This window comes from Acinetobacter radioresistens DSM 6976 = NBRC 102413 = CIP 103788, assembly GCF_006757745.1.
Taxonomy (GTDB): domain Bacteria; phylum Pseudomonadota; class Gammaproteobacteria; order Pseudomonadales; family Moraxellaceae; genus Acinetobacter; species Acinetobacter radioresistens.
Genome location: NZ_AP019740.1, coordinates 2,161,949 through 2,185,678, shown reverse-complemented (window position 1 = coordinate 2,185,678; position 23,730 = coordinate 2,161,949). Strand labels below are relative to the sequence as shown.

The following is a 23,730-nucleotide window of genomic DNA, read 5'->3' as shown; positions in this document are numbered from 1 at the left end:
TCGTGATGCTTTTTTAGTTAGGACATTAATTTCAATAACCTATCCGGTTTGAGACTGCAATTCCAAGGCGCGCTGGTAAGCCACTTTCTTTTTAATACCAGTCAAGTCCGCAGCAAGTTGAGAAGCAGCTTTAACTGATAAATCCTGAAGCAGGCGGCTCAGAAGCTGGTCGAGTTTCTCTTGATCAATATCTTTTTGCTGGATAGAGCCTCCTATCACAACGACAATTTCACCCTTTTGCTGATGATGGTCTGCTTCAATAAAAGTGACCAGTTCACCTAGGGTCATTTTTTTGATGGTTTCAAAAGTTTTGGTAATTTCCCGTGCAAAACCGACCGGACGCTCTGATCCAAATACCTTTGCCATATCCTGGATGCTGTCCAAAATACGGTGAGGTGCTTCATAAAAAATTAAAGTTTGCGTTTCATCTTTCAGTTTTTCCAGCTGCACCAGACGCTGTGAAGACTTGGAGGGCAAGAAACCTTCAAAACTGAAACGGTCACTAGGCAGGCCAACTGCACTTAAGGCTGCAATTGCAGCACAGGCGCCAGGCACCGGTATCACTCGAATACCTTTTTCTTGAGCAGCACGTACCAGTTTAAAGCCAGGGTCACTGATCAGGGGAGTACCTGCATCACTGATCAGCGCCATATTTTCACCTGATTGTAATTTTTCAATTAAATAATCAATTTTATTATTTTCATTATGATCATGACATGCAGTAAGGGGCGTGGTTATATTATAATGTTTTAATAATTGGGCAGACTGTCGTGTATCTTCTGCTGCGATCAGAGCTACGGATTTAAGAACATCAATTGCTCGATAGGTCATATCATCCAGGTGCCCAATCGGCGTTGCCACTACAAATAATTGAGCACTCATAAGGGTGGTTCCATGATTAATAATAAAAAAGTTTTGCTGTTGATCAGTTTGTTTAGCTTCATGCAGACAGTACAGGCAGAAGTTCTGGTTATTCTACCTGAAACCGGCCCGCTCGCGCGAGCTGCCTCCAGTGTGAAGCAGGGGTTTATGAGTGCTTATGAAGCATCTGGCAGTCAAGAACAGCTTAAATTTGTAAACTCATACGGACAAAACATGAAAAGCCTGTTCGCCAAACATATAAAACCCAAGACTCGGCTAGTTGTAGGGCCATTGAGCCGTGAAAAAGTAGAAGAGGCCGTCAGGCTTAATCCAAAAGTACAGGTACTGGCTTTAAATGAAATTGGGCAGCATCATAACAAGGTATTACAGTTTAGCCTGTCTAAAAATGCAGATGCAGCTACTATGGCCGCGCTTATGCTTCGTGACAATATCCGTCAGGTGTCAGTTTTAAGAGAACCGGGCATAGAAGCAGATAGTGAAATCTTTTTAATTGCACTGATGTCACAACTGGATTATCCGGTTCAGATCATTGAAGTTTTGCCTAAAAAACTGCCGAAACAGCAGGCACTTTTACTGCTGGGTAAGACTGACTGGCTCAATAGCATGGTTAAATTACCAAAAACAGGTATTTATGCCCATGCGATTGCGATTGAAGAGGGAGCGAAAATTCCGGAGGGCTTGAAATTCTGTGATGCTCCGGCACTTTATGAAGCAAAATGGCCAGAAATGATCATAGCTTATCAGCAGCAGCCGGTTAACATGGCTTATCAGCGTCTACTGGCTTTTGGTGGAGATGCATGGACTTTGGCAGAGCATTACTTACAGCAGCCCAAAAATATTCCCATAGGTGACTTCAGTTTTGAAGGACGAACAGGACAGATCCATGTAGAGACCCGGCAGATAAAGCGCACTCCACAATGTTATCAGCAGGTGCAGGGTAAGTTGCAGCGAATAGCATTATAAAATCTTTGATTATTATAAAAATGGTTACTTTTACTAAACAGTTAGGGCAGTGGGCTGAGCAGCAGGCCAAGATATTTCTAGAGCAGCAGGGCTTTGTATTTTTGAATCAGAATTATCATTCCCGGTACGGAGAAATAGATCTGATTGTATGCCGGAACCAGGAACTAATATTTGTTGAAGTCAAAGCCCGTAGTATGACAGGTTATGGACGTGCCCAAGAAGTCATTTCCAGAAGTAAACAAAAAAAGATTATTCAGACGGCAATGTCTTTTATAAGCCAACATCCTGTTTATGAAAATTATTACTGCCGTTTTGACGTGATTTGCTTTAACTTCTCTACACAAATTGCAAAAAAGGTACAGCAAGACTTTTATAAGCTACCGTATGATCTTGAGTGGATTGAAAATGCATTTACTTTAGATTGAGAGTTCTTTACTCTGTCATACAGTCTGGGAAAATGAACCTGTCAATAAAGATCAGATCTAAAAATTAGGGAGTCTTGCTGAGTGTTTAATCGTTTCACTTTGGCTTTGCTATGTGTGGCAAGCTTATCTGGATGCGCAAGCTTTATTTCAAATGGTACTGGTGCTACTCCTGTTGGTACTGATAGTGGTGTGCGTTCATTGGGACAAGTTTTTATTGATTCTTCAATTGAACGTACTGCCAATATTAATCTTTATAAACTTGATCCCCGCTTTAAACAGTCACGTATTAATGTCGAAAGCTTTCATGGCAATGTCCTGCTTACAGGACAAGTACCTGATGTTTATCTGAAACAGCTAGCAGAGGACAATGTGCGTGCCATGTCTGATGTCAAAACCGTGCATAACTATATTACAGTGGGTGATAAAGTCGGTTATAACACTATCATGCAGGACGCAGCCGTTACCGCAAATACGCGCGGACTGATTATGAAGGCCAAAATGGTCTCTGACAGCAAAGTACTGGTGCATACAGAAGATGGCGTACTTTATGTAATGGGTCGTCTGAATAATGCTGAAATAAATGATCTTAATCAGGTTTTACAGCAGGTAGGCAATATTACCAAAATCGTTACCCTGATTGATAATGTCGAGCAGGGTTCAGGTCCAGTTGCCAGTTCTTCTCTCGCAAGTCCTGTAGCAAACAATTATGCAGCACCGGAAGTCGAAACTCCTGTTGCCATTGATCCTGATCAGCCTGAACCGGTCTCTATTCAGTAAATCTTATGCAGATTCTTCAAAATTTACAGCGTTTAACTACACAGGCGAAGCTTCGTTATCAGGAGTTTCGCCTGTATGACGCGGCTAGTTATATGCTCAATCATCTGACGCCTAGACAGTCTTTTGAATTGAACCAAGATATAGCATATGGCACAAAAGCTAGACAGCTTCTTGATATTTATCGTACTAAACATCCACTGCCTCAACGTCCGCTAATTGTCTTTGTACATGGAGGAGCTTGGCAGCATGGAGATAAAAAGGATTATGTGTTTATCGGCGAAGCATTTACACGCGAAGGCTATGATGTAGTAGTTTTAAACTATCATCTGGCCCCCCAGCATATTTTTCCGAGCTATATTGATGATCTGACCCTAGCATTAAACTATCTGGACCAGCATCAGCAGGACTTGCATATTTCAACTGAACAGCTGATTCTGATGGGACACTCTGCAGGCGCATTTAATGTAATGTCGGCAATCTATCATCCTACACCCTATACCTTGGAATGCCGTTCAAAAATCAAGGCAGTAATTGGAATCGCCGGCCCTTATCATTTTGATTATAAGGGTGATCCAATTGCTCAGGATGCGTTTGATCAAACCATTCCTTATCATGAGGTCATGCCTTATTACTTTGTTGACCATAACCCGATCCGGCACTGTCTGGTTGTAGCTGAGAATGATCAGATCGTTAAAAAAAGTAATAGTGATGACTTGGACCAGCAATTACGGCAGTGTGGCAATTATAGCCAGATCGTGATGATCCCTAAAACTGGACATATTACAGTTTTAGGGAGCTTATCGAGTCTGTTCAGTTGGCACTTTCAAACCAAGCAAAGCATACTTAAATTTCTTGATGAAGCACTCAAGGCCAGTTAACTGGCCTTTTTTAATATTCAATAATTGGCGTTCCATGAAGTACGTGCATAATCATGGAATGGGCAATACTGCCTTTGAACGGAATTTCTGGTAACTCATCAAATTTGAAAAAACGGGCATCACTGATTTCTTCTTCCTGAAGCTTGATGTCACCCGACTCATATTCAGCATGAAAAGCCAGCATCAGATTGCTGGGAAATGGCCAAGGCTGGCTGGCCAGATACCGGATGTTCTTCAGGTGCAGGCCTACCTCTTCTAAAGTTTCACGACGTACTGCATCTTCTAGCGTTTCACCTACCTCGACAAAACCAGCAATCAATCCGTACATTTTGCCTTTATTGCGTACAGACTGCGCCAGCAGAATTTCATCTTCGCCGCGAGTAATAATTGTAATCACGCAAGGTTGTACACGTGGATATTGCCGATAACGGCAAGTAGGGCAGATCATGGCGTATTCGAGAGGATGGACCTCTGTTTCATGTCCACAGTGGCTACAAAATTTATGATTACGACGCCATTCTAATAGCTGCACAGCACGGCTGGCCTGTTCAAACTGCATACGGCTCCATAAACTGATCAATTGCCGGATCGGAACCAGATGCAGACCTTCAGGAATAGCGTCTATATCAAGAAGATCACGGGCAATGATCTGATCGCCCGGAATAAAATCAAGATCATCTTCCAGCTTCTCGACCTCAGGAAGCTGGAAGTTTTCATCAACTAACAACTGTTGTTCATGAAAGATGTAAGCAAGTGATAGTTCAGACATTTAGGCAGCGGCAACAAGTTTTTGACTACTTGCTAATGCTACATTAAACATCGAGGCTAAAACAGGCTGTTTGTTTTTTAAATTTTCAATCAGCATATCGGCGCTCGCCAGAATATTGAGCAGATCTTCAATATGCTGGGCTTCAATAACCAGCGCATGTTTGTTTGAATGTTCCAGAAACCGCGCCCCTTCAAGTAAAGCCTGTTGACATTTTTCCATTCCCAAGAATAAAACGGCACCAGAAATTTCCTTAAACTGGTTACATACCCCTTCAATGTTTAAGGTGTTCGGGTCTTGCAGATAAAGGGTAAGGCTCTGGCTGGCCAAATCGATGAGTGATTTGGTCTCGGTTAAAAGCATTTCATGAGCTTCATCAAGCCTGTCCAGAGAGATACTCATGTTATTTACACGAATTTGCAGGCGGCTGGAGGTGTGGTGGCGTTCCAGTATTCCAATAGAGTTCATTGCCGATAAAATACTGTTCATGAGCTGTTGGGCATAGTTTTCATCTGTCAGAACGTTCGGCTGACTTAAAGCCCGAGCCTGCTGCGTTAACTCTATATAAGCTTCATTCAGGTTCAGCAGTTTGAAAATATTGGCCAGCATCAGCAGGTTCTGCTGAATATCCTGACTTTTTTCTGGCGACATATTCTGATAATTGTATTCAATATCATGACGAATCTGGGCCATCTGGGTGGTGATCAGATCAGTAATTGCATGAATGGTTTCATAGTCCGGTCCGAACAGATGACGGCTCAGTACCTGAAGCTGAGTATCAGTCAAGATTTCATCACCAATATTGAGCTGTTCACGGACATGTTGCGACAGTGTATCTTCTTGACTAATACACAGTACCACTATGTCAGCCAGATCTTCAATTGATGGGCTAAAGCTGTCTGGTTGTGTTAAAAACTTATCAATACTGGTTTCAATACGGATTAAGGTGCGCAGGCGCGGTTCATTTAAAATCAGTTTTTCTATCTGGTTAAAGGCCATATACACCAGATTCCAGTACTGTTGACTAGGCTGGTTATTGGCTAGAAATGCCAGATATGCTCCTACCAGTTTAATGCCTTGTAAATCGAGCTCGGTTTCCTGCTGTTTTAATATTCTGTTCAAACACATTTTATAAAGCTGGTGTACATAGCTGGATTGTTCCAGATGTGGCGCAGCAGGCAGTTTAAACTCAGGTGACATAAAGTCGAGCAGTGGAACCAGTGGCTGACCTTCACGGGTTAGAGGCTTATCCAGTGCTTTTTCAAGTTGATTCAATGTATCCAGTAGAAATTGGGGAACTTTGACTTCACGCAGGCAAATAAACTCAACATAGCGTTTGAGCATGGTTGTACCCTCACTGAGCGCCACCACCTGGTCATGATCAATATGTTGTGGATCGCTCATAATCTTGCGCATCAGTTCTGCAGAGTAAGCTGCAATCTGGGCCAGATGTGGTATATCAATCAGTGCAAGTACATGTGCGCATTGCTGAAACTGCGCTAGGGTATCCTCAATACCAAAAGGTAAACTCTGATCCTCTGCCAAGGTGCTTACAGCGGATTCAACCAGTTTTATAGAGTTGTCGATTTCATTTTTTATTATCAGTAATGCAGTTGGATCAAAATGAATCGAGGTTTGGTAAGACATGTGATCTGCACCTTTCCTAGTGTTATATCTGTTCATGTAAGGACTGGTATAAATAACCGCCTTACTTCTAGAGATTAATATAACTTAACTAGAAAAGGTTTATATACAAAAAATAACACTTTATGTGGTTTTTTTTATCGGGCAAATAAACAGGGTTCGCCATTCTTTTCCTGATAGTGTTGAACCCACTCTTCATGAGCCGCAAGCTCTTCGGGTGAAGGCATAATTACGGGCAAATCAACATTGATTACTTGTCGTGAAGCCTGTGACTGACTTATTTCGCTTTGAGACAGGGCATCCATATCAAAGGATACTTGTCCACCTGTCATGGCCAGATATACATCGGACAAGATCTCGGCATCGAGCAAAGCACCGTGAAAAGTACGGTCTCGTGCTGGAATTTCATAACGGCGAACCAGAGCATCCAGCGAGTTCTTCTGTCCGGGATGCTTGCTTTTAGCTAGTGCCAGGGTATCAGTTACTTCACACACTTCAGATAATGCAGGGAATCCTGCGCGTTTGAACTCCATATCAAGGAAGTTCATATCGAAGCTGGCATTATGGGCAATAATCTCGGCACCTTTTAAATAATTAAAAAGAACCTCTGCAATTTCCGCATAACGTGGCTTATCCTGCAAGAATTCATCAGTAATACCGTGAATGTCTACTGAGTCACCCACCGGTTTTTCCGGATTGATATAAATATGGATTGAGCTGCCGGTAAGTTTACGATTTACCATTTCAATGGCACCGACTTCAATAATCCGGTCTCCATCCTGGAAATAAAAACCAGTAGTCTCCGTATCAAGAATCAGCTGGCGCGGACCATGTAGCTCCAAGGTCGCTTCAGTAGTGACTACATATGGATGGCTTGACTCAGCCGTCTCTATTTCAGTAGCTAATTCATCATCCATTAATTCAACCTGATCTGGCAATAACAGAGTCGACTCTTCTATATGCTCCGGTTCTGATTCAAGTAAATCGAAGCCTAACGGATCATCCAGTAACCAGTCGCTTTCAGACTTTTTTTCTGATGTATGCTCACTATTGAGCTGTGCCTGAACCGGGGTACTGATGCCTTGCATGATTTGATCTGCACCTAAATTTGCCAGCTGGTCTGCCATTTCATTGCCTGCATGGCCAGCATGTCCCTTAATCCAATTCCATTCGATTTCGCGTCCTTGGCAGGTTGCATCCAGTTTTTGCCATAAGTCAGGATTTTTGACGTCTTTCCAGTTTTTCTTTTTCCAGCCTTGAATCCATTCGGTAATACCCTTTTTGACATAGTTAGAGTCTGTCCAAATGACAAGCTTGGCATCTTTTGGGCAGAATGAAATGCCTTCAATTGCAGCAGTCAATTCCATACGGTTATTGGTAGTAAGGGGTTCACCGCCACAGATTTTATGTTCTTCCTGCTCGGTAATGATATATGCACCCCATCCACCTAAGCCGGGATTACCGCGGCAAGCACCATCTACATAGAGTGTGATTGTTTGAGACATAAATCAGAAACCTGTCAAAAAAATACAAGGGGAAAATACATACCTGAGACTTCTATTGTATACACAAAAACTGGAAGACGACCTGCTGTTAAAGGGAAATTTTAATTTCTTGTAACATTTCAGGTGGAATCGCGCTAAATTATTGCCTTGTGTCATTGGCAGTCATCACTACAATGGCTTATTTAAAAAATAAACTTTGTGCGAGTTGTTTGGAATTTTTTATGTATAAACCAACCACAGCAGTGTGGCAGCCTTCTGCGTCAATCTTGTTTAAAATTACTCTACTTGGCTCTGCTATTGCAGCACTCGGGATGACGACAGGCTGTTCATCAACTCCCGCGAATTCAAAAACAATAAAATCAAACCAGGTTGGGTCCGGTCTTTTAGATGCCAGCAGTCTGGATTCACTTGAAGATCTGCTTTCTGCGACTGATATGCGCGCTGTCGAAGGCGATCGTCTGCTGATTCTCAAGCACGGTGATGTGTGGAAGCGGATGACTGTAGGCTTCAAGATGGATTTAAATCACTGGGACTCACGTATTGAGGCACAGCGTAGCTGGTTTATTTCACGTCAGCCTTATCTTGACCGTCTAAGTGCACGTGCCAGCCGCTATTTGTACCATACCGTAAAAGAAGCCGAGCGTCGTGGTCTGCCAACTGAATTGGCCCTATTACCAGTCATTGAAAGCTCCTATGACCCGGCAGCGACCAGTAGTGCAGCAGCAGCAGGTTTATGGCAGTTTATTCCAAGCACCGGTAAAATTTATGGTCTGAAGCAGACTTCACTATATGATGGCCGTCGAGATGTGGTTGAATCGACTCGTGCAGCCTATGAGTTCTTAGGCAGCCTGTATAATCAGTTCGGTTCCTGGGAATTGGCACTGGCTGCCTATAATGCCGGGCCGGGTCGCATCCAGCAGGCCATTAACCGTAACCGTGCTGCAGGCTTACCTACTGATTACTGGTCGCTTAAACTGCCACAGGAAACCATGAATTATGTTCCACGTTTCTTGGCAGTAGCACAGATTATTAAAAACCCGTCAGCATATGGGGTATCTTTACCGCCAATTGCTAACCGTCCACACTTCCGCGAAGTTAATTTAAATGGCGGAGTCGGGTTAAATCAGGTTTCTTCTATTACTGGCCTAAGCCGTGCCGAACTTTATGCCTTGAATCCCGGCCATCGCGGTGAATATGTAGATCCGGCCAGCCCGATGCGTATTCTGATTCCAGCTGATCTTAGTCCGGCAATTGATACAAAGCTGCGCAGCCTGAATTCAGGTTCAGGAGGGCTATGGGCAAGCAACCAGCCGCCAGTAGCTTCTAAGCCCGCATCATCGGTAAGAGTCCAGACCAGGGTAACTCCAGCTGCTTCTGCAACAGTTCCTTCATCTTCATTAAGCTCTGCACCTGTGTTGGCAAGTAATAGCAGTAAAACAACTACAGCTAAAGTCTCAACACCTAAAGGTTCGGATGCTCTGGCTTCATTTGCAGCAAAAGCAGACATACCAAGTGCTCCGCGTATACCTGTTGCAGTGACACCAGCGGCAAATATTACACCGGTACGTGTAGAGCCACCAATTTCACAAACTGAACGTGACCAGATTCTGGCTCTGGTTAAGGCTGAAGGTGAGAAAAAGTCAGTTGAAGAGGTACTCCAGCCTCAAGCCAGCCAGGCTGAAAAAGATGAAGTAGTTGCTGAGCTAAAAGCCTTGGCTCCGCAAGGTACAGAAATTGTAGATCCATATGATGGCAAGATTAAACTGACAGCTATCCAGACTAGTCTCTCAGTAGCCGAACAGCAGGGTAAAGAGGTTAAGCGTGGATTCTCTTATCCAAAAGCCGTGGCGGAAAATACCCTGGCAAATTCGGAAGAGTTAGAGCGCAACAAGGGCAAAGACTATATTAAGACTGACAGCGAAATTGTAGTTATACCACCAAAGGGCAAGCGCAGTACCTATACGGTTCAGCCAGGTGATACCCTTGCAGTAATTGCCATGAAAAATGGGGTAAGCTGGCGTGATGTGGCGAAATGGAACCAGATTGACCCAAGTGCTACCTTATATGTAGGAACTTCTTTATACCTGTACGATGCCATTCCACAAAAAGTTGAAGAAAAAACTGTAAAAGCCAGCAAACCGGAAACTTACCTGGTCAAAGCCAATGATAGTCTGACCAGCGTTGCTGACCAGTTTGGTCTCTCATTGAAACAACTGGCCGACTGGAATAATCTCTCTGTAACTAGTGGTCTGTTTGTAGGACAGAAACTTCAGTTGAAAGATAATCCGAATGCAGCTGTGGCAAAACCTGTTAAGGTGGCTGACACCAGAGTAACCGCAGAACAGCGGATCAAGACCAAGAGTTACACTGTTAAACGTGGCGAATATCTGAAAATGATTGCTGAACGTTATGCATTATCTAATCAAGAATTGGCAGATTTAACACCTGGCCTGACTTCAACCAGCAGCCTGCTGGTAGGTCAGAGAATCAATGTTCCTGTAGAGGAGACCAGTGTTTCTGCTAAAGTCGAAACTAAAGAAGATAAGAAAACAACTTTGAATGACAATATCAAAGTCAGTACGAATTATAAGACTGAAAGTTATAAGGTACAGCGTGGCGATACTCTCACCAGTATTGCAGCACAATCTAAAGTGTCTGTAAGCGACCTGGCACAGCTTAATAATATCAATACCGGTAGTGGAGTCCGTATTGGCCAGACTTTAAAAGTTCCGGCTGGGGCAAGCATGCCGGATGAATATATTGTTCAGCCGGGCGATACTCTTACATCAGTTGCCGGAAAATATCATTTACAGGTTAATTTTCTGGCAGGCCTAAATGGAATTAACCGTAATTCAGGCTTGCGTGTCGGCCAGAAAATCAAGCTTGATGGAGAACTGCCAGTATCACCTGCACCTGTAGAGAAAGAAACAGTAACTGCAAAGAACAGTAAAAATAATTCTTCTGGCAGTCATCGTGATACTGAGCGTTATACCGTAAAAAATGGAGAGTCTCTGAATACCATTGCCAGCCGTGTCGGTATTTCGGTTAAAGAGCTGGCAGAGTTAAATAATCTGGAGTCACGTGCTGGTCTTTTACGTGGTCAGAACTTGCTGATTCCAAAAACAGTAACTTCATATACGGTAAAACGTGGGGATACATTAATTGGTCTGGCCAACAAATATGGTATGAATACGAGCGAACTGGCAGAAATGAATAATATTCAGCCAAGTACGCAGCTTCGTATCGGTGAAGTGATTAAAGTACCAAATCTATAATAAAAAAACCTGAACAGGATCTGGTATGCACTGGAGTTTTGCAAAAGCTAAGCAGCTGGGGTTTGCGGCTGGATTAAGTGTATGTGCTCAAGGCGGGTTTGCTGCATTGCAAACCACGCCTTATATCGCGCTTCACACCCAGCCCAAGTATAGCGGCCTGAATGCCATGCCATATGCTAATCCGGCAGCTCCTAAAGGTGGATTATTAAGTACAGCCAGTAATGGTACTTTTGATAACTTAAATAGCATGAATGGTAAAGGCAGCTCGGTAGATGGGATTAATTTTCTGTTTGATTCCCTGATGAGCAGTTCTCTGGATGAGCCGGGAGTGCTTTATCCGCTATTGGCAGAAAAAGCCAGCTATGATCCAGAACATACTAAATTTGTTATTTTCTATCTGAATCCTAAAGCACGTTTTAGTAATGGTCTCCCTGTCACAGCTGAAGATGTGAAGTTCAGCTTTGACGCTTATCAGACCAAATCCAATCCGGGGTTGCAGATGTATCTGGCGGATCTGGAAAAAACTGAAGTTCTATCTAGGTATCAGGTCAAATTTACTTTCAGGTCAGATAATAATGCAGAGATGCCACTAATTTTGGGAACATTACCCATCTATTCCAGGCAGGACTGGAAAAACCGGGATTTTACTCGAATTACTATGCAACCTATTGTTGGTTCAGGCCCCTATCTGATTGACCGGATTGATGCAGGGCGTAGCGTTACCTATAAACGAAATCCGCATTACTGGGGGCAGAATTTACCTGTAAATAAGGGACGTTATAATTTTGACCGGTTAAAATATGTTTATTACCGAAATCTGGATATTGCTTTTGAAGGTTTTAAGTCAGGGCAATATACTTTGCATGAAGAGATGACAGCGCGTAAATGGGTGACAGAGTATAATTTTCCGGCAGTAAAAGCTGGGATGGTCAAGACCTATCGCTTTCGGCATCAGAATCCGGTGGCAACCCAGAGTTTTGTGTTTAACACACGTCGTAGCCCCTTTAATGATATTCAGTTCCGCCGCGCTTTAACTTATGCGTATGACTATGAATGGCTGAATAAGGCCCTGTTTTATGGTCAGTATCAGCGGTTGCAAAGTTATTTTGCCAATAGTGAACTTGAAGCAAAAGGACCACCCGGCCCTAAGGAAATGCAGATCCTTCAGCCGCTATTACCCAAATTGCATACTGTAATGCGTCAAGGTGTACTCAAGAACTGGAAGTATCCGGTTTCAGATGCCAGCGGATTTAATCGTAACAATCTGTTGATTGCACGTCAGATTTTAATTAAGGCCGATTATCGAATTCATGATGGCAAACTATATGATTCCAAAGGACAGCCGGTTGAAATCGAATTCCTCATTCATCAGGACGGTTTACAGCGTACCTTAATGCCTTTTGTACGTAATCTGAAAAAACTCGGTATTGTAGTGACGCTACGTCAGGTAGATGTACCTCAGTATCTTGAAAGGATGCGCCGTTATGATTTTGACATGACGACCAGCGTAATGCCGCAGTCACTGACGCCTGGTAATGAACAGGCACAGTTATGGGGAAGTGCTGCAGCTGATCAGGCAGGAAATTATAATTATGCCGGTATCAAGAACCCGGTTATTGATCAAGTAATTAATAGTGTCATCCGGGCACCAGACCGTCAACAGCTGGTTATTCGTACCCGCGTATTAGACCGTCTGCTGCGTGCGGGCTACTATCAGATTCCAACTTATGGCAAGGGGGAAAATTGGTTGGCATACTGGAATATGTATCATCAGCCAAAACAGAAACCAAAACTTTCTGTAGGTTTAGACTACTGGTGGATTGATAGCAAGCAGGCTCAGCAGGTGAGCAGTTATTTGCGCAGGCAATAACCTTATAACAATTGAAGTCACAGGGAATGGCGTCTTTATGGGCACATATATATTAAAAAGACTTCTGTTAATTATTCCAACTCTATTCTTGATTCTGCTGATTAACTTTATGATGATCCAGCTAGCACCAGGAGGGCCGGTAGAGCAGGCTATCCAGCAAGCCCAGAATTTCCAGGGAGTGGGAAACACTAGCCATGCTGAAACAGCTGGCCATTCATCTGAATATCAGGGTGCACGGGGCCTTAGTGATGAAATGGTGGAAAAAATCAAAGCACAATACGGTTTTGACAAATCGGCACCTGAACGTTTCTGGATTATGCTCAAGGGATATCTCACTCTGGACTTCGGCATCAGTTTTTTTAAAGATAAGCCCGTTACCCAGCTGCTCTGGGAGAAAATGCCGGTTACAGTTTCTCTGGGGTTATGGAGTACTTTACTGATTTATCTGGTGTCTATTCCATTGGGGATTAAAAAGGCCAGACAGCACGGCACGCTATTTGATAAGTCTACTTCATTACTTCTGGCGGTTGGTTATGCTGTACCGACCTTTGTATTTGGTGTTTTACTGATTGTATTTTTCGCTGGCGGCAGTTATTTTCAGTGGTTTCCGCTGCAGGGGCTAGTCTCGGAAAATTTTCAGGAGCTCAGCCTGCTTGGAAAAATCAAAGATTATTTCTGGCACATGGCCTTGCCTTTATTCACCATGATTCTGGGCGGGTTTGCTGGACTAACCTACTTGACAAAGTACTCTTTTATGGAAGAGTTGAGCAAGCAGTATGTGTTAGCTGCACGTGCCAAGGGATTAAGTGAAAACCGGGTTCTATACGGCCATGTATTTCGTAATGCAATGCTGATAGTGATTGCCGGTTTACCTGAAGCTCTGATAGGGATTTTCTTTGTAGGCAACCTGTTTATCGAGATAATTTTTAATCTGGATGGACTGGGATTGATGGGTTTTGAAGCCATAGTACAGCGTGATTATCCAGTTATTTTTGGCACATTGTTTTTATTTACCCTGCTGGGTTTGATTTTGCGTCTCATCAGTGATGTGCTATATCAGATTATCGATCCACGCATCAATTTTGATTCACGGGGGGCAAAATAATGTCTCCATTAATGCGGGCACGCCTTCAACGTTTTACCCATAACCGTCTTGGTATGGGCTGCCTGATTATTTTTATTCTGATTTTTATTTGTTCTCTTGCGGCAGAGTTTATCGCCAATGATAAACCGCTACTGGTGAAATATGAAAATTCTTATTATGTGCCTGTACTGAAGGAATATCCGGAAACAGCTTTTGGCGGAGTTTTTGAAACGGAAGCTGACTATAAAGATCCGGTGGTACAGCAGCTTATCAACGCCAAAGGCTGGGCAATCTGGCCCTTAATTGAATTTTCTTATCAGACGCCAAATCTTGAACTGGCTGTTCCTGTGCCATCGCCACCAACAGCACAAAACTGGTTAGGTACTGATGATCAGGGAAGAGATGTACTGGCACGTGTTTTATATGGTTTGCGTATTTCTTTACTGTTCGGCTTTGCCCTGACATTTTTTGCTGCCTTAATTGGTATCGTGATAGGTGCAGTACAAGGCTATTACGGTGGGTGGATTGATCTGCTCGGGCAGCGTGTACTTGAGGTATGGGGTGGCCTGCCCATGCTGTTTATGGTCATGATTCTGGTCAGTATGTTTACTCCAAATGTTTATTGGCTATTTCTGATTATGTTACTGTTTGGCTGGCCAGCCCTGGTTGGTCTGGTTCGGGCAGAGTTTTTGCGTGCAAGAAATTTCGATTATGTGCGCGCTGCACGTGCGCTGGGAGTAAAAGATCATGCCATTATCTTCCGGCATATTCTTCCCAATGCCATGAGTTCCAGTCTGTCCCAGCTCCCTTTTATGCTTACCGCCAATATTACTTCCCTGACTGCACTGGATTTCTTGGGCTATGGTTTACCACCTGATGCTGCATCATTAGGGGAAATTCTGCTGCAAGGGAAAAATAATCTTAATGCGCCCTGGCTGGCTTTATCTGGTTTTTTTAGTCTAGCACTGGTTCTTTCATTATTGATCTATATTGGGGAGGCAACCCGCGATGCATTTGACCCAAGACGCCAGTGACCAGTCAGCTGCGCTAAAGCTACAGGTTGAACAGCTGCATATTCAAAATGAGCAGGGCGAAGTTCTGGTAGAAAATTTAAATTTCCATCTATATGCCGGACAGACCTTAGCTATTGTCGGAGAGAGTGGTTCAGGAAAATCCATCAGCAGCTTGGCTTTGCTTGGACTGTTACCTGCTAATCTTAAAGTTCAGGGGAATGCTATTTTAGATAGTCAGAATCTTTTAAATCTGTCTGAAACAGCAAAACGCCAGATTCGTGGCCATAAAATTGCCATGATTTTTCAAGAACCCATGACTGCACTTAACCCGCTGCATCGGGTAGAAAAAATTATTGGAGAAAGTCTGTATTTACAAGGCTGGTCTAAAGATCAGGTTCGGCAGAGAGTAGTAGAATTACTCCATGATGTCGGAATAACTCATCCGGAAGACAAACTGCGCCGTTATCCACATGAGCTTTCCGGCGGCCAGCGACAACGGGTAATGATTGCGATGGCGTTAGCCTTAGATCCCGATATCCTTATCGCTGATGAACCTACTACCGCTCTGGATGTAACTTTACAGGCGCAAATTCTTAAACTGCTACAGAGCCTGCAACATCGCCGAAATATGGCCATGATTCTAATTAGTCACGATCTTAATATAGTTAAGCGCTGTGCCCAGCAGGTGGTTGTGATGAATCAAGGCAGAGTTGAAGAACAGGGGAGTGCCGAACAAATTTTTAAACAGCCTAAGGCTGAATATACCCGGCATTTATTGGCACATAATTTTGGTCAGGCATTGCCATCCTCCGCAGGCTCCGAACTGTTGAGACTGGAACAGGTCAGTGTATGTTTTCCTATTCGCCAAGGGTTGCTTAACCGTGTAAAAGATTATTTTGTGGCAGTTGAGCCTTTAAATCTGGTCTTAAGACAAGGTGACTCCATTGGAATTGTTGGGGAAAGTGGCTCTGGTAAAACTTCTCTGGCTTTAGCGATTGCCCGGTTGATAGAGAGTAAAGGCCAAATCTTTTTAATGGAGCAGGACCTTAACCTGCTTTCCGAGAAAAAAATAAGGTTATTACGCACTGATTTCCAAATTGTATTTCAGGATCCGTTCAGTAGCCTGAATCCTCGTATGACGGTCGAGCAAATTATTGGTGAAGGGCTGAATTTAAAACATCATATGCCGTTAGCTGTAACTGAGCAGATTGACCAGATTCTACAGACGGTAGAGTTGCCTGTACATTTTAAACAGCGCTATCCACATGAACTTTCTGGCGGACAGCGGCAACGTGTAGCACTGGCACGGGCTTTGATTCTTAAGCCCAAGCTTATTATTTTAGATGAGCCTACTTCTGCATTGGACCGTACCACCCAGCGGGCAATTGTACAGTTATTACGAAATCTGCAACAGGAATATCAGTTAAGCTATCTGTTTATCAGTCATGATTTACAGGTAGTCCGTGCCTTATGTCAGCAGGTGATGGTGCTACGGCATGCGCAACTGGTCGAATTTCAGGATACTGAACAGCTATTTTCAAATCCTCAGTCCGAGTATACCCGGCAATTGATAGCTGCAAGTCAATATTAAAAACCGTCATCAGGAACTTTTTCTGTGACTCCTGCGGCATGCATTGTAATAGAGTAAACCTTGACTAGACAGGCGTTTAAACTAGAGTAAGGACTCTAATTCAGTAAATTGGAAAAAATATCATGAGCTTGATTGCTGAACCGATCACAATTCGTAATACAACCTTTAAAAACAGAATTATTAAGGGCGCAATGAGTGAAGCACTGGCTAACGCAGCAGGGCAACCTAATCATCTGCATTATGGCTTATATGAGGCATGGGCTAAAGGTGGTCTGGGCTGTGCCATTACTGGTAATGTAATGGTTGATATCGGCGCTAAAAATGAGCCAGGTGTAGTAGCAATCGAGACTGAACGTGATCTGGAACAGCTCAAGCACTGGGCAGAAATTGGCAAAGAATATGGTATGGTTCAACTGGTCCAGCTGTCTCATCCGGGACGTCAGTGTCCTAAGGGCCTGAACAAAGAAACAGTTGCACCTTCAGCTGTGCCATTTAGTCCGGTTCTGGCAACTACTTTTGGTACACCGCGTGAACTGCGTGAAGAAGAAATTCTGGATATTATCCAGCGTTTTGCCCATGCTGCCAAAATCTGTGAAAAAGCAGGCTTTGAGGGTATACAGCTACACGGTGCGCATGGTTATCTGATTAGTCAATTCCTGTCGCCACTGACCAACAAACGTCAGGACCAATGGGGCGGTTCAATTGAAAACCGTATGCGTTTCCTGCTGGAAATCTACAAGGCCGTAAGAGCAGGGACTTCAGAGAACTTTATTATTTCTGTAAAACTCAACTCGGCAGACTTTCAGCGTGGTGGTATTACCGAAGAAGATGTTATCTATGTATTCAAAGCAATTGATGCGGCTGGTATTGACCTGATTGAAATTTCAGGAGGAAGTTATGAAGCACCAGCTATGGCTGGTGTCAAGGAAGGTCAACGTAAAGCCAGTACAATTGCCCGTGAAGCTTATTTCCTTGATTTTGCTGAAAGGATCCGTCAGGAAGTCAAATGCTATCTCATGGTAACAGGCGGTTTTAGAACCGTAAAAGGTATGAATGATGCCCTGGAGAGTGGGGCATGTGATTTTATTGGTATTGCACGGCCATTTGCGGTAGAAACTGACTTGACTAACCATTTGATTGCCGGGAAAGACGTTCGTTATGGTGTAGAGAAAATTAAAACTGGCATTCCGATGATTGATAAAATGGCAATTATGGAAATTATCTGGTATGCGGCACAGTTTAAAGCAATTGCTGAGGGTAAAAAACCTAATCCAAAACTTTCTCCCTTAAAAGTATTTTTTAAATACCTTAAGGGAAACCTGACTGCTGTGGTCAAGGGGCAGATTAATTCGCGTAAATCGGCCTAGTTTGTGTATATAGATGAATGTGTTGCATCTAGTGGTAAATAGTCCTGTCTTTAGGGTCTTTCAAACCTGAGGGCAGGCCTGTTTTATATTCTCAGTATGTAATGAAATAAACAGGTTGATTGATTCAGTATAGATGCAGGAAATAAGTAAAAATATCGAACTTCTTCTGTCTGTTAAAAACTTGCTCTGATTGCAGCTCTCATCACTGCATCAGAATAAAACAAGATTTAAAAATAAGAATAAAAAAAGCCCAAGTCATAATGCTTGGGCTTTTTTATAAGATGCTGCCATCTTGAATATGGCGTCCCTACGGGGATTCGAACCCCGGTTACCGCCGTGAAAGGGCGATGTCCTAGGCCTCTAGACGATAGGGACTTTAAGTGAGGCATAGTTCTGAAATTGGCGTCCCTACGGGGATTCGAACCCCGGTTACCGCCGTGAAAGGGCGATGTCCTAGGCCTCTAGACGATAGGGACGTTTCAGAGGTGGGCGTATATTAGGGTGAATCCCCGGATGTGTCAAACACTTTTCTGGCATCTTTCCCTTAAAAATATACCGTTCGTATAAAAACAAAGCAAAATGCCATAATTTGTTTGAAATTGCTGCAAGATATTCTGATTCATGCTTTTGTATAAAAAAGAGCGGTATTTGCCGCTCTTTAGTGCTTTAGGTCGGCATCAAGACTTAGGATGGTAAAACACATAATAACTTGTATAGCATGCTGCAATAAACAACAGGCATCCGAAGAAACTGATTCGCATGGATGGATCAAAAACCATACTGATACAGGTAATCAGACAGAAAACAAAACCTAGAATCGGAACAATAGGAAACAGCGGCGCAGCAAACGCAAGATCTTTAGCAGTTTTTCCCTGCTTATACCAGTCTCGGCGGAAGTTAAACATGCTGAGACAGATACTCATCCAGACTACTACCATGGTAAAGGCTGCGATTCCGAGCAGATTAGTAAAAATAGTTTCTGGGGCAAACTGCTCAGACAACAGACCCGGCATACCGCCGATCATGGTAACGATTACTGCAACATAAGGAATGCCGCGTGCATTTACTTTTGAAAATACTGCTGGTAATTGCTTGTTATAAGACAATGACCACATCATACGTGAGGCAGCAAATAAACCAGAGTTGGCCGCTGACAGCAATGCTGTGATAATAACAAAACGGATAATATCTTCAGCATAAGGGATACCAATGTGCTGAAATACCGTAACGAATGGGCTACTGCTTACACCCTCGGCTGCTAAACCTGCTTCCTGATGAGGTAGAAGTGCAGTTACCACCAAGATTGTTCCTACAAAGAAAATCAATAAACGGAAAATCGCTGCATTGATGGCTTTGGGTACATTTTTGGCGGGGTCTTGGGTTTCACCTGCTGCTACCCCAATCAATTCGGTCCCAGAAAAAGCGAAGTTCACAATCAACATGGTAGTGAAAATAGGAAACAGGCCTTCAGGGAACCAGCCTTGCGCGGTCAGATTACTAAAGAGTGGTGTAGACTCATAACCTTGGTAGCCAATTACACCGAAAATTGCCAGTAAACCAAACAGAATAAACGCGACAACAGTGATTACTTTCACCAGTGCAAGCCAAAATTCAGATTCGGCAAACCAGCGTGTGGAAATCATATTTAAGGTAAATACGAAGGCACCAAAAACCAGTGTCCACATCCACATGGAGCTATCTGGAAACCATTCCTGCATAAGAAGTGCAGCAGCAGTAAATTCGGTACCAAGGGTTACTGACCAGGTTAGCCAATATAACCAGGTAATGGTATATCCTGTTCCCGGACCAATAAACTTATTGGCATAGGCACCAAAAGAGCCTGAAACAGGCATATGTACAGCGAGTTCGCCAAGGCAAAGCATCACCATATAGGCAATAAGGCCACCCAGCACATAAGCAAGGATGGCGCCGACCGGCCCCGTTTGTGCAATGACTTCACCCGAGCCTAAAAACAGGCCAGTACCAATTGCGCCTCCCAGAGAAAGCATAACCAGATGTCGGGTACTCATAGCGCGTTTTAATGGCGCAGAATTGCCCTGATGCAACGCATCATTCGGAGAAGGAGATGACGGCATAGAGTTAAACGGAAAAGAGTAATGAAGCCGGCTATTTTAGAGAAAAAATGTAAATGTGCAATCGAAATAAAAAGCAGGAGAAATAACAGCAGAAGAATTGGCGTCCCTACGGGGATTCGAACCCCGGTTACCGCCGTGAAAGGGCGATGTCCTAGGCCTCTAGACGATAGGGACGTTTCAGAGGTGGGCTTATAATAGGGAGATTTTAAGGATGTGTCAAATGGCAGCTGGTATTATTTTTAACCAAATGAAAGCCTTACATCAATCAACTAACTTCTATGTTCGGGTTATAGGCAGATATACTTATGCCTAGGCCAGAGAGTTTAATTAGGCGATCAGAATAAAATAAAAGATGGCGTCCCTACGGGGATTCGAACCCCGGTTACCGCCGTGAAAGGGCGATGTCCTAGGCCTCTAGACGATAGGGACGTTCAGAAGGTAGCGGTATCTTATTGATCCGCTACCAGAGTGTCAAGCAGTTGAGGTGCGAGTTTGTTTAAAATATAGCAAAACAGCTCGGCAGTTTTCTGCGTGTCATATAATGCTGAATGTGCTTCTTTCCCGTCAAACTCAATTCCCGCCTGTAGACAGGATTTAGCCAGCACGGTTTGGCCAAACATTAAGGCACTGAGCGTGACCGTATCAAACACTGAAAAGCTATGAAATGGATTCTGGTTTTTAGTTCCACTTCGGTTAATAGCTGCCTGTAAAAAACCCAGGTCAAAATGGGCATTGTGGCCAACCAGTATGGCATGAGTACACAGCTGTTCACGGCGGATATCATGAATAGACTTGAAGATACGTTTCAATGCAGTCTTTTCATCTTCTGCCATCGCCATACGCATCGGATTAAAAGGGTCAACCCCAATGAAGTCTAGCGAGCGGCGATCCAGATTAGCGCCTTCAAACGGATTAATATGTGCATGATAGGCAGGACCCGGAATAAATTTTCCTTCCTCATCATAGATAATCGGAATACAGGCAATTTCAAGTAACGCATCAGTCTGTGCATTAAAGCCCGCAGTTTCCACATCTACCACAACTGGCAGAAAGCCACGAAAACGCTGACCAATCACAGGTCGTGAATCTTGTTTCACACTTTTCTCCATTGAATGGTTTGACCGGCATAAAGTGGAATAATCTGTTCATTTTCTAGATATTCTAGGCTCGCTGGAATCACCTGCGGTTCTTTAACCAAGGTAATTGTTTGAGTATTACGTGGTAAGCCATAGAAGTCTGCACCAAACATGCTGGCAAAACCTTCAAGCCGCTCAATACGTCCTACCTGATCAAATGCCTGTGCATAAAGTTCAATAGCAGTAGGTGCACTATAGCAGCCTGCACAGCCACATGCATTTTCTTTAGCATTTTTAGAATGGGGCGCACTGTCTGTACCAAGAAAGAATTTCGGGTTACCACTAGTTGCCACTTCCAGCAGGGTCTGCTGGTGGGTCTGACGTTTCAGAATTGGTAAACAGTAAAAGTGCGGCTTGATTCCGCCTACCAGCATATCATTACGGTTAAATAACAGGTGTTGTGGAGTAATGGTAGCTGCAACATTACGGTCCTGTTCCAGAACAAAATGTGCTGCTTCACTGGTAGTAATATGCTCAAGCACAATTTTAAGTGCTGGAAACTGCTTCAAGAGAGGAGAAAGCACTTCATCCAGAAAACGCTTTTCGCGGTCAAAAATGTCTACATGATTGTGAGTAACTTCACCATGTAACAGTAAAGGCACCTGATATTTTTCAAGCTGCTCTATGACTGCATATACTTTACGGATATCGCTGACACCATTGTCTGAATTGGTAGTTGCACCAGCCGGATAAAGCTTGATGGCATTAACATATTCTGAATCTTTAATTTTTTTAACTTCTTCAGGTGAAGTGTAGTCAGTAAAATAAAGAACCATACGCGGATCAAAATTTACCCCTTCAGGCGCATGAGCCATAATCCGTTCACGATAGGCTAGAGCCTCATCAACCGTTTTTACTGGTGGAACCAGATTGGGCATGCAAATGGCGCGGGAAAACTGTCTGGCCAGATCAGGCACGGTACGTTTAAGGACTAGGCCGTCACGTAAATGGACATGCCAGTCATCTGGTTGGAGAAGAGTAATCGTATTCAAAGTGTTCAGGCAAGAAAAATAAAATAGATGATAATCGATAAACTCTAAAAATGATAACGGCAATTATGGATAAAAGGCACAATAAAGTTCGTAATTTGCCCTAAGGGTATGCTATTTTTATAGAACTATAAAAACTATGCACGATGTTATGGAATATAAATATTACCTTACAACGTTGCAGCAACAAAAAGAAAAAATTGAAACTCTGGTCGCCCTGCATTCTCATCGTACCAGTAGTTCGTTGCCACAGGCACTTGAACAAGAGTTCTGGCAGCAGAATACTGAACGGGCCCGGATCAATATCTCACAATCTTTTGCTGCAGGTGTGTGGGCTTACCTTTTGTTTACGGCTTTAGTGTTGCCAGGTGATTACTGGCTCTCTGGTCAGCGTTTTTTCTCTGCAGATTTCCTGCTGTGTATTGTTGCCATGCTTAATGGCGCAGTAAGCCTGTTGACCCTTTACGGCTTTGCTAGAAGTAAACTGCTTCAGCCTTACTTTTATCAGGCTGCATTAGGTTTAATGCTCTGGACTATTATTTCAAGCTGTCTGCTGAGTATGAGTTTTGCTACCCCTGCACTTAAGTATCAGTCAGCGATTGTGTTGTGTTTTATATATATGCTGGGGTTTATGATCAGTGGGGTACGGCCACTCCACATGCTTTTGGTCGGGACACTGGCCGCGGTTATATCTATTTACTTACTGTTCGTATTTCATATTTCTTTTGAAGTGATCATTTTAAGCCGGGTACTGTTGGGAAGCTGTCTGTTTGGTTTTACTTTAAGTACCATGCTGATCAAGCGGGAACGTATACTGTTTTTAAATACCAAGCTTGCACAGCTTAATGAAAAAATTCAGTATATTCATGCTTCTGAACTTTTACATTTAAGCCAGCATGACGAGTTAACCCAGATCTCTAACCGCCGTAATTTTGATGAGACTCTGGACAGTTTTTATAGGCAGTCACGTAAAGAAGGAACGCCCTTATCTCTACTGTTTATCGATGTGGATTTTTTTAAAAATTATAATGATTTTTATGGTCACCAGATGGGCGATAAAGTGATTTATAGTATTGCCAGAGCAATTAAAAATTCGATTCGGCACAGGGATTTTGTGGCGCGTTATGGTGGAGAGGAGTTTGTAGTGCTTCTTCCTGAAACCGAGGCGCATGGTGCTTATGCGGTTGCGTCCAATATTTATAGGGAAATTGAGCGGCTTGCTATTCCTCATGAACGTTCATGTATTGCCAGCTATATCACTGTAAGCCTGGGTATTACAATTTATAGGGGAGAAGCGGCTGTAACACAGGAGGCTTTGCTTGAGTCTGCTGATCAGGCACTCTATCGAGCCAAACAGTTGGGCCGTAACCAGATTTTCTATCAGTCAGTCGGTTCAACAAAAGTTGCATAACCATTAATTCTTGTAAAAATAAAAGCCGCCAGAATCAGGCGGCTTTTAAACAGATTAA

The 23,730-nt window shown here is 43.3% G+C and carries 18 protein-coding genes and 4 tRNA genes; 11 read left to right on the top strand and 11 right to left on the bottom strand.

Annotation, left to right across the window (positions count from 1 at the left end):
* Positions 1 to 39: 39 nt before the first annotated feature.
* A complete protein-coding gene (gene rsmI / locus ACRAD_RS10260) occupies positions 40 to 882 on the bottom strand; it encodes a 16S rRNA (cytidine(1402)-2'-O)-methyltransferase (RefSeq protein ID WP_005027211.1) in 843 nt (280 codons plus the stop codon).
* A 12-nt stretch (positions 883 to 894) separates the two neighbouring features.
* Between rsmI and ACRAD_RS10255 the strand changes: the two genes are divergently transcribed.
* From ACRAD_RS10255 to ACRAD_RS10240, 4 genes are all read left to right on the top strand, one after another.
* The gene (locus ACRAD_RS10255) at positions 895 to 1,845 is read left to right on the top strand and encodes a penicillin-binding protein activator (protein WP_005027209.1); all 951 of its coding nucleotides are present in this window, start codon (positions 895 to 897) and stop codon (positions 1,843 to 1,845) included.
* A 20-nt stretch (positions 1,846 to 1,865) separates the two neighbouring features.
* Entirely contained in the window at positions 1,866 to 2,270 is a 405-nt protein-coding gene (locus ACRAD_RS10250; protein ID WP_005027205.1) for a YraN family protein, read from the top strand.
* An 81-nt stretch (positions 2,271 to 2,351) separates the two neighbouring features.
* Positions 2,352 to 3,047 carry a BON domain-containing protein gene (locus ACRAD_RS10245; protein WP_005027202.1) on the top strand — a complete coding sequence of 232 codons (696 nt, stop codon included), beginning with the start codon at positions 2,352 to 2,354 and terminating at the stop codon, positions 3,045 to 3,047.
* 5 nt (positions 3,048 to 3,052) lie between these two features.
* Positions 3,053 to 3,925 carry an alpha/beta hydrolase gene (locus tag ACRAD_RS10240; RefSeq protein WP_005019162.1) on the top strand — a complete coding sequence of 291 codons (873 nt, stop codon included), beginning with the start codon at positions 3,053 to 3,055 and terminating at the stop codon, positions 3,923 to 3,925.
* Between the two features lie 10 nt (positions 3,926 to 3,935).
* Here the strand turns inward: ACRAD_RS10240 and nudC are convergent, their stop codons facing one another.
* The 3 genes from nudC to dnaQ all read right to left on the bottom strand — a co-directional run bounded on the left by nudC (position 3,936) and on the right by dnaQ (position 7,840).
* A complete protein-coding gene (gene nudC, locus ACRAD_RS10235; protein WP_005027199.1) occupies positions 3,936 to 4,694 on the bottom strand; it encodes an NAD(+) diphosphatase in 759 nt (252 codons plus the stop codon).
* Positions 4,695 to 6,338, bottom strand: coding sequence for a hypothetical protein (locus ACRAD_RS10230; RefSeq protein WP_005027196.1), 1,644 nt, complete (start codon positions 6,336 to 6,338; stop codon positions 4,695 to 4,697).
* Positions 6,339 to 6,472: 134 nt separating this feature from the next.
* On the bottom strand, positions 6,473 to 7,840 hold the full coding sequence (gene dnaQ, locus ACRAD_RS10225; protein ID WP_005027195.1) for a DNA polymerase III subunit epsilon: 1,368 nt from the start codon (positions 7,838 to 7,840) through the stop codon (positions 6,473 to 6,475).
* Between the two features lie 221 nt (positions 7,841 to 8,061).
* Between dnaQ and ACRAD_RS10220 the strand changes: the two genes are divergently transcribed.
* The 6 genes from ACRAD_RS10220 to ACRAD_RS10195 all read left to right on the top strand — a co-directional run bounded on the left by ACRAD_RS10220 (position 8,062) and on the right by ACRAD_RS10195 (position 18,040).
* Positions 8,062 to 11,115 carry a lytic transglycosylase gene (locus ACRAD_RS10220; RefSeq protein WP_005027193.1) on the top strand — a complete coding sequence of 1,018 codons (3,054 nt, stop codon included), beginning with the start codon at positions 8,062 to 8,064 and terminating at the stop codon, positions 11,113 to 11,115.
* Positions 11,116 to 11,140: 25 nt separating this feature from the next.
* Complete coding sequence (locus ACRAD_RS10215; RefSeq protein WP_005027192.1) at positions 11,141 to 12,985, top strand: extracellular solute-binding protein; 1,845 nt, start codon at positions 11,141 to 11,143, stop codon at positions 12,983 to 12,985.
* Positions 12,986 to 13,022: 37 nt separating this feature from the next.
* The gene (locus tag ACRAD_RS10210) at positions 13,023 to 14,090 is read left to right on the top strand and encodes a microcin C ABC transporter permease YejB (RefSeq protein ID WP_005027190.1); all 1,068 of its coding nucleotides are present in this window, start codon (positions 13,023 to 13,025) and stop codon (positions 14,088 to 14,090) included.
* Positions 14,090 to 15,103 (top strand): ABC transporter permease, encoded by a 1,014-nt coding sequence (locus ACRAD_RS10205; RefSeq protein ID WP_005027188.1) that lies wholly within the window; start codon positions 14,090 to 14,092, stop codon positions 15,101 to 15,103. The genes ACRAD_RS10210 and ACRAD_RS10205 overlap by 1 nt, the downstream gene beginning before the upstream one ends.
* The gene (locus ACRAD_RS10200; RefSeq protein ID WP_005027186.1) at positions 15,078 to 16,673 is read left to right on the top strand and encodes an ABC transporter ATP-binding protein; all 1,596 of its coding nucleotides are present in this window, start codon (positions 15,078 to 15,080) and stop codon (positions 16,671 to 16,673) included. The genes ACRAD_RS10205 and ACRAD_RS10200 overlap by 26 nt, the downstream gene beginning before the upstream one ends.
* A gap of 122 nt (positions 16,674 to 16,795) precedes the next feature.
* Positions 16,796 to 18,040: an NADH:flavin oxidoreductase/NADH oxidase family protein gene (locus ACRAD_RS10195; protein ID WP_005027184.1), complete on the top strand. Its 1,245-nt coding sequence runs from the start codon at positions 16,796 to 16,798 to the stop codon at positions 18,038 to 18,040.
* A gap of 299 nt (positions 18,041 to 18,339) precedes the next feature.
* Here the strand turns inward: ACRAD_RS10195 and ACRAD_RS10190 are convergent.
* The 7 genes from ACRAD_RS10190 to pyrC form a co-directional block, all read right to left on the bottom strand.
* Positions 18,340 to 18,415, bottom strand: a tRNA-Glu gene (locus ACRAD_RS10190).
* Positions 18,416 to 18,440: 25 nt separating this feature from the next.
* Positions 18,441 to 18,516: transfer RNA gene (locus ACRAD_RS10185), tRNA-Glu, on the bottom strand.
* Positions 18,517 to 18,717: 201 nt separating this feature from the next.
* On the bottom strand, positions 18,718 to 20,136 hold the full coding sequence (locus tag ACRAD_RS10180; RefSeq protein ID WP_005027182.1) for an amino acid permease: 1,419 nt from the start codon (positions 20,134 to 20,136) through the stop codon (positions 18,718 to 18,720).
* A gap of 98 nt (positions 20,137 to 20,234) precedes the next feature.
* Positions 20,235 to 20,310: transfer RNA gene (locus ACRAD_RS10175), tRNA-Glu, on the bottom strand.
* Positions 20,311 to 20,489: 179 nt separating this feature from the next.
* A tRNA-Glu gene (locus ACRAD_RS10170) sits at positions 20,490 to 20,565 on the bottom strand.
* 20 nt (positions 20,566 to 20,585) lie between these two features.
* Entirely contained in the window at positions 20,586 to 21,245 is a 660-nt protein-coding gene (gene rnt / locus ACRAD_RS10165) for a ribonuclease T (RefSeq protein ID WP_026055442.1), read from the bottom strand.
* The gene (gene pyrC / locus ACRAD_RS10160; RefSeq protein ID WP_005027176.1) at positions 21,230 to 22,264 is read right to left on the bottom strand and encodes a dihydroorotase; all 1,035 of its coding nucleotides are present in this window, start codon (positions 22,262 to 22,264) and stop codon (positions 21,230 to 21,232) included. Before pyrC ends, rnt begins: the two co-directional genes overlap by 16 nt.
* 148 nt (positions 22,265 to 22,412) lie before the next feature.
* On the opposite strand from pyrC, the gene ACRAD_RS10155 reads away from it, so the two are divergent.
* Positions 22,413 to 23,672 (top strand): GGDEF domain-containing protein, encoded by a 1,260-nt coding sequence (locus ACRAD_RS10155; protein WP_005027173.1) that lies wholly within the window; start codon positions 22,413 to 22,415, stop codon positions 23,670 to 23,672.
* The last annotated feature ends 58 nt before the right edge of the window (positions 23,673 to 23,730 follow it).

What these genes read in the sequence shown, in the direction of transcription:
- ACRAD_RS10205 (WP_005027188.1), top strand. Translation starts at nt 14,090, where the DNA reads ATGTCTCCATTAATGCGGGCACGCCTTCAACGTTTTACCCATAACCGT.
- ACRAD_RS10240 (WP_005019162.1), top strand. Translation starts at nt 3,053, where the DNA reads ATGCAGATTCTTCAAAATTTACAGCGTTTAACTACACAGGCGAAGCTT.
- ACRAD_RS10210 (WP_005027190.1), top strand. Translation starts at nt 13,023, where the DNA reads ATGGGCACATATATATTAAAAAGACTTCTGTTAATTATTCCAACTCTA.
- ACRAD_RS10215 (WP_005027192.1), top strand. Translation starts at nt 11,141, where the DNA reads ATGCACTGGAGTTTTGCAAAAGCTAAGCAGCTGGGGTTTGCGGCTGGA.
- nudC (WP_005027199.1), bottom strand. Translation starts at nt 4,694, where the DNA reads ATGTCTGAACTATCACTTGCTTACATCTTTCATGAACAACAGTTGTTA.
- ACRAD_RS10200 (WP_005027186.1), top strand. Translation starts at nt 15,078, where the DNA reads ATGCATTTGACCCAAGACGCCAGTGACCAGTCAGCTGCGCTAAAGCTA.
- ACRAD_RS10250 (WP_005027205.1), top strand. Translation starts at nt 1,866, where the DNA reads ATGGTTACTTTTACTAAACAGTTAGGGCAGTGGGCTGAGCAGCAGGCC.
- ACRAD_RS10155 (WP_005027173.1), top strand. Translation starts at nt 22,413, where the DNA reads ATGGAATATAAATATTACCTTACAACGTTGCAGCAACAAAAAGAAAAA.
- ACRAD_RS10220 (WP_005027193.1), top strand. Translation starts at nt 8,062, where the DNA reads ATGTATAAACCAACCACAGCAGTGTGGCAGCCTTCTGCGTCAATCTTG.
- ACRAD_RS10230 (WP_005027196.1), bottom strand. Translation starts at nt 6,338, where the DNA reads ATGTCTTACCAAACCTCGATTCATTTTGATCCAACTGCATTACTGATA.
- rnt (WP_026055442.1), bottom strand. Translation starts at nt 21,245, where the DNA reads ATGGAGAAAAGTGTGAAACAAGATTCACGACCTGTGATTGGTCAGCGT.
- ACRAD_RS10195 (WP_005027184.1), top strand. Translation starts at nt 16,796, where the DNA reads ATGAGCTTGATTGCTGAACCGATCACAATTCGTAATACAACCTTTAAA.
- rsmI (WP_005027211.1), bottom strand. Translation starts at nt 882, where the DNA reads ATGAGTGCTCAATTATTTGTAGTGGCAACGCCGATTGGGCACCTGGAT.
- ACRAD_RS10255 (WP_005027209.1), top strand. Translation starts at nt 895, where the DNA reads ATGATTAATAATAAAAAAGTTTTGCTGTTGATCAGTTTGTTTAGCTTC.
- dnaQ (WP_005027195.1), bottom strand. Translation starts at nt 7,840, where the DNA reads ATGTCTCAAACAATCACACTCTATGTAGATGGTGCTTGCCGCGGTAAT.
- ACRAD_RS10180 (WP_005027182.1), bottom strand. Translation starts at nt 20,136, where the DNA reads ATGCCGTCATCTCCTTCTCCGAATGATGCGTTGCATCAGGGCAATTCT.